The sequence below is a fragment of the Sphingomonas sp. TZW2008 genome, assembly GCF_002117915.1.
In the GTDB taxonomy this organism is placed as follows: Bacteria; Pseudomonadota; Alphaproteobacteria; order Sphingomonadales; family Sphingomonadaceae; genus Sphingomonas.
In genome coordinates, this window is record NZ_BDJB01000014.1 from 139,687 (window position 1) to 152,199 (window position 12,513).

Sequence of the window (12,513 nt, forward strand, 5' to 3'; positions counted from 1 at the left end):
ACGTTGCCCGCCGGCTTAGCCCAGCCGGTTAAGCGCAGCCGTCAACCGCTCAGCCTCCGCCGCCTTCTCGGCGTGGTCGGCGCGCGCCTTCTCGACCGCCTCGGGCTTCGCGCGCTCGACGAAGCTCGCATTGCCGAGCCGGCTAGCGAGCGCGTTGCGCTCCTTCTCCGCTGCGGCGATCGCCTTGGCGAGACGCGCGCGCTCGGCGGCGAGATCGATCACGTCGCCCAGCGCGAGGCGGAAGGTCGCCTCGTCCACCACAACCTGCGCGGTCCCGCCGACGACTTCGCCTGGATCGATCCGCGCCAGGCGCGCGATCGTTGCAGCGTTGCGATCGAGGCGTGCCTGCGTCTCGGCGTTCGCATCCGCCACCGCATAAGGCAGCCGCGCGCCCGGCGGCACATTCAGCTCGGTGCGGCTGGAGCGCACTTCGCCGACGAGGCGGATCAGCCAGTCGATCTCCTGCGCGGCGGCCGGATCGATCGCGCGTGCATCGGCCATCGGCCAGTGTGCGACGATCAGGTCATGATCGCGGTCGCTGAGCGCGTGCCACAGCTCCTCGGTGATGAACGGCATGAACGGGTGGAGCACGACCAGGATCTGGTCGAGCACCCAGCCGGCGACCGCTTTGGTCTCGTCATCGATCGAACCCTTGATGAGTTCGAGATACCAGTCGCAGAACTGGCTCCAGACGAATTGATAGATCGCGTTCGCCGCAGCATCGAAGCGATATTCGCCGAGCGCGAGGTCGACCGACTGGATCGCCTTGATCGCCTCGCCGACGATCCATTTGTTGACCGCAGAGGTTGCCGCCGGCGGCTCGAGCGTGGTCGATCCGCCGATGCCGTTCGCTTGGCAGAAACGACTGGCGTTCCACAGCTTGGTCGCAAAGTTGCGATACCCCTCGACCCGCTTCTCATCCATCTTGATGTCGCGGCCTTGGCTTTCCATCGCCGCCATGAAGAAACGCAGCGCGTCCGCGCCATATTTGTCGATCAGGCCGAGCGGATCGACGGTATTGCCCTTGGACTTGGACATCTTCGCGCCGTCCGCCGCGCGGACCAGGCCATGCAGGTAGAGCGTCTTAAAGGGCACGTCCTTCATGAAGTGCATGCCCTGCATCATCATGCGCGCATCCCAGAAGAACAGGATGTCGAAGCCCGAGATCAACACGTCATTGGGATACCTCCCGCCGAGCGTAGGGTCGCTGTTCTCCGGCCAGCCCATCGTGGCGAAGGGCCACAGCGCGGAGGAGAACCAGGTGTCGAGCACGTCGGGATCGCGCGTGAGGGCGACGCCCTCGCCCGCTTGCGCCTGTGCTTCGGCCTCAGTTTCGGCGACATAGGCCTTGCCGTTGGCGTCGAACCACGCCGGGATCTGATGGCCCCACCACAGCTGGCGCGAGACGCACCACGGCTGGATGTTCTCCATCCAGTTGAAATAGGTCTTTTCCCATGTCTTGGGGACGAGGCGGATCGCGCCGGACCGGACCGCCTCGATCGCGGGCTGCGCCAGCGTCTTGGCGTCGACATACCATTGGTCCGTCAGCCACGGCTCGATCACGACGCCTGAGCGATCGCCGAACGGCGTTTGGATCGTGCGCGGCTCGGCGTCGTGCTCGACGCCTTCCTTGTCGACGTGCGGCACGAGCACCCCGTCGGCCTTCAGCCGCGCGACGACCGCTTTGCGTGCTTCTGCCGTCGACAGGCCGAGCAGATCGGCTGGGATCAGCCCGTCGGCCACCTGGACGATGTTCGCCTTGGCATCGAGCATGTTGAGCATCTCGCCGGCCTTCATGCCTGCGCGCTTTCCCACCTCGAAGTCGTTGAAGTCGTGCCCTGGGGTGATCTTCACCGCGCCCGACCCAAGTTCCGGATCGGCGTGTTCGTCGGCGACGATCGGGACCAGGCGGCCGGTGATCGGCAGGCGCACGTTCTTACCGATCAGCGCAGTGTAGCGCTCATCCGCCGGGTGCACCGCCACTGCCATGTCGGCGAGCATCGTCTCGGGCCGCGTCGTCGCGACCTCGATGAACCCCGAACCGTCCTCGAGCGGATAGCGCAGCCGCCAGAAGTTGCCCTTCACCTCGCGCGTCTCGACCTCGAGATCGCTGATCGCGGTACCGAGGCCGGGATCCCAGTTCACCAGCCGCTTGTCGCGATAGAGCAGGCCCTGGCGGTGGAGCTCGACGAAGACCTTGAGCACGGCCTTCGAGAAGCCCTCGTCCATCGTGAACCGCTCGTTCGCCCAGTCCATCGAGCAGCCCAAGCGGCGCAGCTGGCCGGTGATCTGCCCGCCGCTCTCCGCCTTCCACTCCCACACCTTGGCGACGAATTCGTCGCGGGTGAAATCGGTGCGCTTCTGCTGGCGGAGCGCAATCTGCCGCTCGACCACCATCTGCGTGGCGATGCCGGCGTGATCGGTGCCAACCACCCACAAAGCGTCCTTGCCCTTCAACCGCGCGTGGCGCGTCAGAATATCCTGCAGCGTGTTGTCGAGCGCGTGGCCGATGTGCAGCGAGCCGGTGACGTTGGGCGGCGGATTGACGATCGTCCACGGCTCCGCGCCCGGGCGATCGGGGCGGAACAGGCCATTCTCCTCCCAATGGCTGTACACGCGGGATTCGATCGTGGCGGGGTCGAAGGTCTTGGGGAGACTAGATTCGGAAAGCGCGTTCATTCCGCTGGCCATAGCTGCGCGCCGCGTGGAACCCAAGCGTTGGATATCGGCTGCGACAATATATGACTAGAACGACAACGCTAATAAAAAGAAACATCGTCGCTCAAACCCACAATAACCAATATATCAAGGCGACTTATAAAGAACCGTATGCATCCAGCTGCCAGACTGCCTGATACACGTTTCATTCGTTCGCGTCCCAAGCCGCTTGGTAGTCACCTTGTTGGGGCCACCGCGCTTCGAATGGACGCACATGCTCAACTTTCCTTGCAATATAGTACATAGTCGTAAGCCAACGAGTTATGCCTATTTCTCCCCGCTTGCCTGCCGCACCCGCATCAAAGATTTCCTCGAGCGGTGTTCCATCCATATGCGACAGAAAAACTGCCTCGGCAACGAAGCCATTCGACGGTGCAAATATGCGAAAAACCCACTCAGGCGAGAATTGGTAGAAACCGTGGCCCAGCCAATTGTTTGCTGGCGTCATCCCCATGACATGCCCCCCGACGCGCGTCATTCGCATTAGATTGGACACCGCAACCGGAACGTTGAAAATGTGTTCTAGCGATCCCCCGTCAATGACAGTATCGAACCTTTCATCGAACTGATCCGGTATCGGATCATTAAAATCGTGAATGATCGCGGCTTGCTCGAATGTCGAAGCATCTAACGAAATCGTTTCGGACGCGCCAAAGCGCGAAAATAAACGATTATCGGCGTAGAGATCCTTGCCGCTAGCTTCCTCAAGCGAAATTCCGATGCCACTCGTCCTTATCATTTTATCTGCAAACGGGATATCCCCTTCCGAGAAATGCAGTCCCTGCCTACCGAGGGTAGCCAACTTCCGGAATGGACCTGTTCTTTTGTGAGCTTCAATCAAAAACTCTAGATTATATCTGTCAATACCCATCGCTTACCACCAATACGAGCAAATCGTGACCATCATAACGGCCTTCCAGTGCGCGTCCAATTAATGTCAAGGTTTATTGTACCCGCCTCAGACGCTACGTAATCTGCAATGACATCTTGATTTGATACTTCCACGAAAGAAGGGTTGCGGCGGTTCGGATTGCCGACCAGGACCATGTTACATGTGTTCAACGATCGATGTGGAACCTGCGATGGATATCACCTTCCTACAGACAGCCGATCCATTAAATTACAATGAAATGATGCTTGCAACCAGCCAGACAGTGATACGATTCTGCAAAACCAATGCCTGCCGCTATGAAAGTTATACAGGTATCAAAAAAGGTTATTTTTCCTGGCATTCTACGTTCAACCGTTGTTACATGCTGAAGGAGTTAATGGACCGTGGGTATAAAGGCTGGGCTGTATACCTGGATGCAGACGCCTATATTGCTGACTTATCGTTTGATCTTCATAGCTTTTTGGCAAGCAAGCATAACTTTGCCGCTATCATGGCAATATCCGATGACAACGAGCGGTCTTGGTGGGACGTTAACGCGGGTGTTGTCATGCTAAATTTTGCTGAGCCGCTTGCCCGTCTCATTGTTGAGCGATGGCATGCGCTGACTGAGGCGATTCCCGACTCCCGAATGCGGGCAGCCAGAAATTTCTCGCAGGACGGGTTTGACGATCAGATTTTTCTACAGTCGATTCTGCGTGACGAACCTTCGCTCGAAGAGTCTATCTACAACCCTCCGATTTCACTCATCAACTCTCCCACCGCTACCTTCATTAGACAGTTCTTCCGCGCAGCGGACAGCAATCTTGAACGCAGGACCGCAAACATCGCGCGCGAAGTACGCCAAATCTTGCAACATCACGACCCCGCAGCCGGCAACTATCGACAAAACGACGATGCCGAGACTGCTCTGACCCATGCGCTCTACAACGCTATACTTCACCGGCCGGCAGACACCTCGGGACTTCAATCCTTTGTACCGTATCTCCAACAGTTGGGACTGGTGGACGGCGCGGGCTTCCTTGCGCGTGAACTGGTCAACAGCCGCGAGTTTGCGAGTACCTATGGACGATAGGGTATGATCAGTATTCTATTGAATGAATTCCATTTCATACGCTAACTTATCGTCGTATTATTCCACGCTTTATCTTTGTTGTGGGGCCGTCCACTTGTCCACCCAACCAATAACCTCGCGATACCATTGCCGCGAGTTCTTGGGCTTGAGCACCCAGTGGTTCTCGTTCGGGAACACCAGCAGCCGCGACGGAATCTCGCGCCGCTGGAGCGCGGTGAACGCCGCCAGCCCCTGCGTATAGGGGATGCGGAAGTCCTTCTCACCGGTGATGACGAGCTGCGGCGTCTTCCACTTGGCGACATGGTTAACCGGGTTCCACTTCTCGAACGCGGCCGGATCCTCGTAGTACGTCTTGCCGCCGTGCTCCCACTCGTCGAACCACAATTCCTCGGTCTCGTACGCCATGGCGCGCGCGTCGAAGACGCCGTCGTGCTGGACGATACACTTGAACCGATCAGGCCACTGCCCCTCGATCCAGTTCATCATATAGCCGCCGTAGGAGGCGCCGAGCGCGCAGGCATTGTCGCCATCGAGCCAGGTGAACTTGGCGGTCGCCGCGGCAAGTCCCTTCTTCAGATCCTCCAGCGGCCAACCGCCCCAATTGTTGCGGATCGCGTCGGTGAAGGCCTGACCGTAGCCGGTCGAGCCGTGGAAATCGACCGCGACGAGGCCATAGCCGGCGCTCGCGAATACCGCCGGGTTCCAGCGATAGGACCAGCTGTTGTTGCTCGATCCCTGCGGCCCGCCGTGGACCATATAGGCGATCGGCACCTTACCCGCGGCATCTGCCGGCTTCACCGCATAGCCCCAGACGGTGTCGTTGTTCGCCCCAGTGAAACTGAACCGCTCGACCGTCGGCATCGCGATGCCGGCGAGCTTCGCGGCGTTGACGCTGGTGAGCCGCTGCGGCGCGGCGGTGCCCGCGACGCGGTAGAAATCGGCCGGGGCAATCAGCGAGTCGATCGCCACCACCGGCCCGGTCGGCGTCACCGCCACTGCCGACACATGTCCCTGCTGCGTCAGCCGCTTGACCTCGCCCGTGGCCGCATCGACGCGGAACAGCGGTGTTTCCTGCGTATCGTCGGCAGTGACGTAGAGGCTGCGCGAATCGGGAGCCCAGGCGATCGAGCCGACCGAGCGATCCCAGCGCGCCGTCAGCGAGGTGACCTGCCCCGACGCGAGATCGCGCAACGTCAGCACTTGGCGGTCAGCCTCGTACCCCGGCCGGCGCATCGCGAAATAGGCGAGCTTGCGGCCATCGGGCGACACGGTCGGCAGATTGTCAGTCGCGCCGTTCGCATTGGTCAGCTTGACCGGCGCAGCGCTGCCGTCCGCCGGCACCGCGAAAATATCGAGGTTGGTCGAGGTCGCCTCGATCCGCCCCGCCTCGCGCAGCGCGAAGTAGAGCGTGCGGCCATCGGGGCTCCACGCCACTTCCTCCGCCCCGCCGAACGGCTTGGACGGCGTATCGCCGACGAGCGCGCCGACGACCGCCTTGCCGTTGCCCGGCGCGCCCGCCGCGGTCAGCGGCAGGACGAAGAGCTGCTGGCGCGTGCCGTCCGCCCACGTATCCCAGTGGCGCACGAACAGCTTGTCATAGGTCCGACCCACGCCGGCATCGGCACGCTTCTTGATCATCGGCTGCTCGAGGCTCGGCGCACCGGGCAGGCGATCCGCCCACACGACGATCCGGTCACCCGTCGGCGCGACCTTGAAGCCGTTGAACCCGCCGGCGAAGCTCGTCAGCTTGCGCGGCGTACCGCCAGCGACGGGGACCGACCAGATCGCATCGTCCATCGTGAAATACACCATCGCGCCGACGATCTGCGGATCGTTCTCATCCTTCTGCGGGTCCGCCAGCAGCTTCTGCGGCGCGGCGCCGCGACGCGACAAGTCGAGGCGCCACAGATCGAAGCGGCCACGATCGGCGTCGATGTCGGTCTCGCGCTGCGCCCACACCATCCAGCGCCCGTCCTTCGAGACGGTCGGCGCGCCGATGCGGCTTAGCATCGTGACGTCCTCGATCGTCAGTGGGCGACCGGCCGTCTGCGGTGCAGTGACACCCGTCGTTTGAGCGGCAAGCGGGGCGGCGGCGAGCGCGATCAGGCTCGCGTAAAGGAGCATTCTCATGGCGCGCGACTAGAGCAGATCGTATCGGACGCGACAATCGCCGATCGCCGCGCGGACGCGCCGGAGCTTACTGACCGCGCGTGATCTTGGTGATCTCGCGTGCGACCAACGTTTCGACCAGCGACGGCAGGTTCGCGTCGAGCCACTCGCGCAGCATCGGGCGAAGCATCTCGCGCACCAGACCCTCGAGCGTGCCATCGCTCGGCGCCTCGGGCTTCACCAGCAGGCGGGAGAGCGAATCAAGCGTGCTACGCGTCGCCTGCGCGGTCTGTTCCGACACGATCGTCGGCTCGGGAGTCGCGGCAGTGGCAGACGAAGGCAACGGCGCCTCGCGCAGTGCCGGTTCGCGCGTCGGCGAAGCGGCGGCACGCGGTGCAGTGCGCGCGGTGGGCGGGCTCGGCGGCATAGGATCGCTCAGCTCGAGCACCTCCTCCGCCTCGTCGTCGACAGCATGGAGCGCGGCCCCGCGCGGCGGCGCCTGGCGCCGCGGGCGCGTGGGCCGATCGTCGCCGTCCTCGGCGATGATGCGTTTGATCGAGGACAGGATGTCCTCCATCGACGGCTCGGCGCTGACATCCCCCATGCGCGCAATCCACCCCAGGTCCCGCGAAGCCGCTGACGATCAGCGGTTCGGTGCGTTCTCACCTGTCGTCAACGCCGGCGTCCTGTCAACATCGCTCTTCAGCGCCGGGTCGAGCGGGCGGGTGACGGTGGCGTTCTGCGCCGGGATGTTGCGCGTGCCGGGCGCTTCCGCCTGCGGCTGCGGGCCGTCGCGGAAGTCGGAGATACTGCGGCGGACCTGCCCGTAGTTTACCGTCGGATCGTACAGCGGGCCTCCGTCGAGCCCGAGGTCGCGCGCCTCCGCTTCGCCCATCGCGGCGAGCAGGGCGAAGCCAGCGACATAGGCGTCGCGCCGCGCGGTAACGAGCGTCACCTGGCTGTTAAGCAGCTCCTGCTCAGCGTTTAGGATGTCGAGGATAGTGCGGTTGCCGACGCTGTTCTCGGCGCGCACGCCTTCGAGGCTGAGCTTGTTCGCGTTGACGGCGGTTTCGGCCGAGGCGATCACCTCGAGCGAGGAGCGCCAGATCGCATAGGCCGAACGGGCCGAGGCGATCACCTGCCGCTCGGTCGCGGTCGCGTTCTCGATCGCCTGCCCGCGCAGCGCGCGCGCCTGGCGGATCTGCGCCGAGACGCGCCCGCCCTGAAAGATCGGCAGCTGCAGCTGCAGCCCAAGGGTGGTCGCCGCACCAGACTGGACGGTGGTGAACCCCTGCCCCGCACCGAGCGACCCGAGAAAGTTGTTGTACTGCTCGCCAACCGTCACGCCCACCTGCGGCAATCGACCGGCCTGCGCCACGCGCACGTCATAGGCAGTGGCGTCGCGCGTCTTCTGCGCGGCGAGCAGCGCAGGGTTGTTCTGGAGCGCCACATCGACCGCCGCGTCGGGCGAGTTGGGCAGATTGGGCAGCGGCGGCGGCGGCTCGAGCACGCCCGGCGCCTGGCCGACGAGGCGCACGTAATTCTCGCGGCTCGAGACGAGGTTCGCCTGCGCCGATTGCAATTGCGCGCGCGCCAAGCTCAGCCGCGCTTCGGACTGGGCGACGTCGGTGCGCGTCAGATCGCCGACCTGGAACCGGTCGCGGCTGGCGCGCAAATTGGTGTCGAGCACGCGCACGTTCTGCGTGTTGAGGCCGACGATCGCCTCGTCGCGCAGCACGTTGTTATAGGCCGCGACGACATCGGTGAACGTCGTCGCCTCGGTGCTGCGCAGCCCCGCCTGTCCCGCCTCGACCCGCGTCTCCGCGGCGCGTACCGAATTCTTCACCGCCCCGCCCTGGTAGACGGGGACGGTCACGCCGGCGAACGCGGTCAGCTGGCGCGCCGGGTTGGTCAGCGAATTGCCGGTCTGCAGAAAATTCTCGTTGTAGCCCGCGTTCGTGCCGAGCGTCGGGATGCCGGCGGCGCGTGCGATCGGCACCGTTTCGTCGGTCGCGCGCTGCTGCGCGCGGCTGCCGGTCAGCGTCGGGTTCTCGCGATAGGCGCGCGCGAGCGCCTCGCGCAGCGTGTCGGCGGCCGCGGGCGTTGCGGCGAGCGAGAGCAGGGCAGCAAGGGGGACGGCGCGCTTCATCTTGGTCCTTACGCGGGCAGGCGAGGAGGGATCGACGTCAACCGAAAATCGACGTCAGAAGGTGAATTTGGGCGGAGTGGCGAAGCCGGGCAGGATCGCGCAATCGATGTCGGCAAAGTCGATCATCGCGAAACCGCCCTCGCTGCGGCGCCCGGCGGCGAGCCGCGTCACGCCGCGCTCGACCAGCCCACCGACGATCCGGCCTCCCGGCACGACCTGCGTTACCAGCGTCGACGGAATCTCCTCGACCGCGCCGTCGATGATGAGCACGTCGTACGGGCCGTCCGCAGCATGGCCGCGCTCAAGCGGCGCCTCGATCAGGGTGACGCGGTGCTCCCCCGCCAGCGTTCGCCGCGCGACCGCGACCAGTGCGGGATCGACCTCGACCGCCACGACGTGTGCGACGAGCCGCGCCAGCACTGCGGCGGTGTAGCCGCTTGCCGCCCCGATCAGCAGCACGCGATCGCCGGGCTGCAGCCGCGCTTCGGTGAGCAGCCGGCCGGTCGCGATCGGCAGATTGGCCGTCCGCCCCTGCCCCAGCGGCAACAGCGCGTCGCGATAGGCGACGCTCGCCTGCGCCTCGGGCACGAACCGCTCGCGCGGCACGTCCGCCATCGCGGCGATCACGCGCGGATCTGACACTGCATTGGGGCGCAACTGGCTGGCAACCATCGCGATGCGCATCGCAGCGAAATCTTCGGGGCGTTCGATCGTCGTCGTCATCGGTTCACCTGTCGCACAGCTGTTTTATCATGGCAATACACGTCGTCGGAGGGCGTGCTTTATCGCGGCGGCAGCGTTGCGCCAATGGCGCGCTTGACAGCGAAGCGCGCGCGCCGCATCAGCCCGCCCTCGCTCGCATCGAGGCCCGATGGCGGAGTGGTGACGCAGAGGACTGCAAATCCTTGCACCCGGGTTCGATTCCCGGTCGGGCCTCCATTCTCTTACCAGGCACGATTAACGACGCTTTGTGGTCGAAGTCGCCCGTTGATTACGGGTGGATGATCCGCCGGGACAATCGATGTTATTCCGCGCAGGGCGCTTCCGCCGCGATCGCGTGCCATGTCAATACGGCGGGTCGCGCCGGATACGCTGCGCGCAGGCCGCCTCGGTCCACCACGCGAGATCGTCGGCGAAGCGCGGAAAGGCACGAGCCAGCGACGCGCCGCCCTCGCCGGCGGGCTTGCCGTCCGCGTCAAAGACATGGCCAATCCCGCCGACCGCGAGCGCGCTCGATATCACCACCATACCCATCTCTGACAGCGTGCCGTGCCACTGCAACCCGGCCCGCGCGCCGGCGAACCGGCCCGCCGAGTAGCTGGCGATCGCGGCAGGGCGCCAGAACCACTCTTCCAGAAAGTGATCGGTTAGATTCTTGAGCCCCGGCTGGACGCCCCAATTGTACTCGCCGGCGACGAAGACGAACGCGTCGGCCGCCTTGATCTTGCCCGCCAGTGCCTCAAGTTTCGCCGGCGCGTCGCCGCTGGGATACTCCTTGTACATGCGGTCGAGCAGCGGCAGGTCTATTGCCTTCGCGTCGATCAGTTCCGCGTTTGCCCCGCGCGCGGCGAACGCGTCGACCAGCCACCGGGCGAGCTTGATCCCCTGCCGATCGGATCGATACGAGCCGTAGAAGATCAGGATGTTGTCGCTCATCGAACCTCGCGATTGGATTGACGTGGTGCAACGCCGGCATGGCGCAACGGGCAAAATTCTACCGATCAATCCCGCACGGCCAAGCCCACCTCACGCGCACCGCGGTGGCAGCGTCGTGATAGCTACCGCCGGTAGTTGCAGCGAGGTTTCGGTGAAGCCGTACATGCCGCGCGCAGCCGCGCAAGACACGCGCACGCACGGCCGCAACGTACCGCGGCCCGGGCCTCATGCGATTATACGAAACTTGGCGCACCCGACAGGATTCGAACCTGTGGCCTCTGCCTTCGGAGGGCAGCGCTCTATCCAGCTGAGCTACGGGTGCGTGGCGCTTCGCCTAGCAGGCGCGATGCGTGCGCGCCAGCCGGTTTTCGGGCAGCGTCACTTGGCGAGCGTCACCGGCTGGAATGGCGCGAGGCCGCAGCTTGGCCCCGCCATCACCGGCGTCGTCTGCAGCACGGTGATGATATCCTGCGCGCAGAGCTGGCTTAACGACGTCGCGTAACTGAAGCGCCGCTCGAAGCCGAGCTGCGGGCAGCCGCGGTCGAGCGTGACGCGATAGTAGCGATTGCCGTTCATCCGGAAATCGATGATCCGGTCGCTGCGCACCAGGCTCTCGCGGATGCTGCGGATCGGGATGCAGTTCTGCGGCTTGCCGACAGGCGTCGCCGCGGGGATCGCGTTACGATCCCGCGCGGCACCGGGTGCGGCGATGATCGCGACGGCGATCGCGAGAGGGAACAGCATACGCATCGGTCCAACTCCTTCGCGCCCTACCCTGATCGACGCTACTCGCCGGCGAACGCATTCTTCAAACGCGCGAAAAAGCCTTGCGATGCAGGGCATTCGTCGCCGGTCTCGGTCTCACGGAATTCCTCGAGCAGCGCGCGCTGCCGCGTCGTCAGCTTGGTCGGCGTCTCGACCTCGATCTGGATCACCAAGTCGCCATGGCCGCGGCCCTGCAGCACCGGCATGCCTGCGCCGCGCTGACGCAGTTGCTTGCCCGACTGGATGCCGACGGGGATGCGCACCTCGTGATTGCGCCCGTCGAGCCCAGGGATCGTCAGCGACCCGCCAAGGGCCGCAGTGGTGAAGCTGATCGGCGCGCGCGCGAACAGCGTCGTCCCCTCACGCTCGAACAGCGCGTGCCGCTTGACGTGGAGGAAGATGTACAGGTCGCCCGGCGGCGCGCCGCGCGCACCCGCCTCGCCCTCGCCCGTCATCCGTACGCGCGTCCCCTCGTCGACACCCGGCGGTATCTCGACCGTCAGCGTCTTGGTCCGCTCGACGCGCCCGTCGCCGCGGCAATCAGGGCACGGATCGTCGATCACCTGACCCGACCCGTTGCACACCGGACAGGCGCGCTCGACAACGAAGAAGCCCTGCTGCGCGCGTACCTTGCCATGCCCGCCGCAGGTGTTGCAGGCGTGCGGGCGGCTGCCAGCGCGCGCGCCCGATCCGTGGCACGTATCGCACGCGGCAGTGACATCGACGGTTATCTCCGCCGACTTGCCGTGATACGCCTCCTCGAGCGTGATCTCCATGTCGTAGCGCAGGTCGGCGCCGCGGCGGACCTGGCTGCGGCCACCAGCGCGCCCGCCCATGAACTCGCCGAACACGCTTTCGAAAATGTCGGAGAAGCCCGAGAAATCCTGACCATGGCCGCCGCCCCCGCCGCCGTTTCGGAACGCGGCATGGCCGAAGCGGTCGTAGGCGGCGCGTTTCTGCGGATCCTTGAGGCAATCGTACGCCTCGCTCACCGCCTTGAACTTCGCCTCGGAGTCCTTGCATCCGGCGTTCTTGTCCGGATGGTATTTCATCGCGAGCTTGCGGTACGCCGACTTGATCGTGCCCGCATCCGCGGTCCGCTCGACTTCGAGCAGTTCGTAGAAATCGACTTCGGTCACTGATCCGCCCCCG

Annotated in this window: 10 protein-coding genes and 2 tRNA genes; 2 read left to right on the forward strand and 10 right to left on the reverse strand. The window is 64.5% G+C overall.

The features are described 5' to 3' along the window. Positions 1-15: 15 nt before the first annotated feature. The gene (locus B7L05_RS14975; RefSeq protein ID WP_085811075.1) at positions 16-2,679 is read right to left on the reverse strand and encodes a valine--tRNA ligase; all 2,664 of its coding nucleotides are present in this window, start codon (positions 2,677-2,679) and stop codon (positions 16-18) included. 184 nt (positions 2,680-2,863) lie between these two features. Then, on the reverse strand, positions 2,864-3,589 hold the full coding sequence (locus tag B7L05_RS17025) for a hypothetical protein (protein ID WP_144037318.1): 726 nt from the start codon (positions 3,587-3,589) through the stop codon (positions 2,864-2,866). Between the two features lie 211 nt (positions 3,590-3,800). On the opposite strand from B7L05_RS17025, the gene B7L05_RS14980 reads away from it, so the two are divergent. Then, positions 3,801-4,682 carry a hypothetical protein gene (locus B7L05_RS14980; RefSeq protein WP_144037319.1) on the forward strand — a complete coding sequence of 294 codons (882 nt, stop codon included), beginning with the start codon at positions 3,801-3,803 and terminating at the stop codon, positions 4,680-4,682. A gap of 69 nt (positions 4,683-4,751) precedes the next feature. On the opposite strand, the gene B7L05_RS14985 is transcribed toward B7L05_RS14980, so the two are convergent. From B7L05_RS14985 to B7L05_RS15000, 4 genes are all read right to left on the reverse strand, one after another. Continuing rightward, positions 4,752-6,812 (reverse strand): S9 family peptidase, encoded by a 2,061-nt coding sequence (locus tag B7L05_RS14985; protein WP_085811077.1) that lies wholly within the window; start codon positions 6,810-6,812, stop codon positions 4,752-4,754. A gap of 67 nt (positions 6,813-6,879) precedes the next feature. Beyond that, positions 6,880-7,395 (reverse strand): DUF2497 domain-containing protein, encoded by a 516-nt coding sequence (locus tag B7L05_RS14990; RefSeq protein ID WP_085811078.1) that lies wholly within the window; start codon positions 7,393-7,395, stop codon positions 6,880-6,882. A gap of 39 nt (positions 7,396-7,434) precedes the next feature. After that, a complete protein-coding gene (locus tag B7L05_RS14995) occupies positions 7,435-8,940 on the reverse strand; it encodes a TolC family outer membrane protein (RefSeq protein WP_085811079.1) in 1,506 nt (501 codons plus the stop codon). Positions 8,941-8,994: 54 nt separating this feature from the next. Beyond that, positions 8,995-9,663, reverse strand: coding sequence for a protein-L-isoaspartate O-methyltransferase (locus B7L05_RS15000; protein ID WP_085811080.1), 669 nt, complete (start codon positions 9,661-9,663; stop codon positions 8,995-8,997). A gap of 142 nt (positions 9,664-9,805) precedes the next feature. Between B7L05_RS15000 and B7L05_RS15005 the strand changes: the two genes are divergently transcribed. Beyond that, positions 9,806-9,879 (forward strand) — tRNA-Cys (locus tag B7L05_RS15005). 126 nt (positions 9,880-10,005) lie between these two features. On the opposite strand, the gene B7L05_RS15010 is transcribed toward B7L05_RS15005, so the two are convergent. From B7L05_RS15010 to dnaJ, 4 genes are all read right to left on the reverse strand, one after another. Continuing rightward, positions 10,006-10,596 (reverse strand): NADPH-dependent FMN reductase, encoded by a 591-nt coding sequence (locus tag B7L05_RS15010; protein ID WP_085811081.1) that lies wholly within the window; start codon positions 10,594-10,596, stop codon positions 10,006-10,008. Between the two features lie 245 nt (positions 10,597-10,841). Then, positions 10,842-10,918, reverse strand: a tRNA-Arg gene (locus B7L05_RS15015). 56 nt (positions 10,919-10,974) lie between these two features. Then, positions 10,975-11,346, reverse strand: coding sequence for a hypothetical protein (locus B7L05_RS15020; protein WP_085811082.1), 372 nt, complete (start codon positions 11,344-11,346; stop codon positions 10,975-10,977). A gap of 35 nt (positions 11,347-11,381) precedes the next feature. Continuing rightward, a complete protein-coding gene (dnaJ, locus tag B7L05_RS15025) occupies positions 11,382-12,500 on the reverse strand; it encodes a molecular chaperone DnaJ (RefSeq protein WP_085811083.1) in 1,119 nt (372 codons plus the stop codon). Between the last annotated feature and the right edge of the window lie 13 nt (positions 12,501-12,513).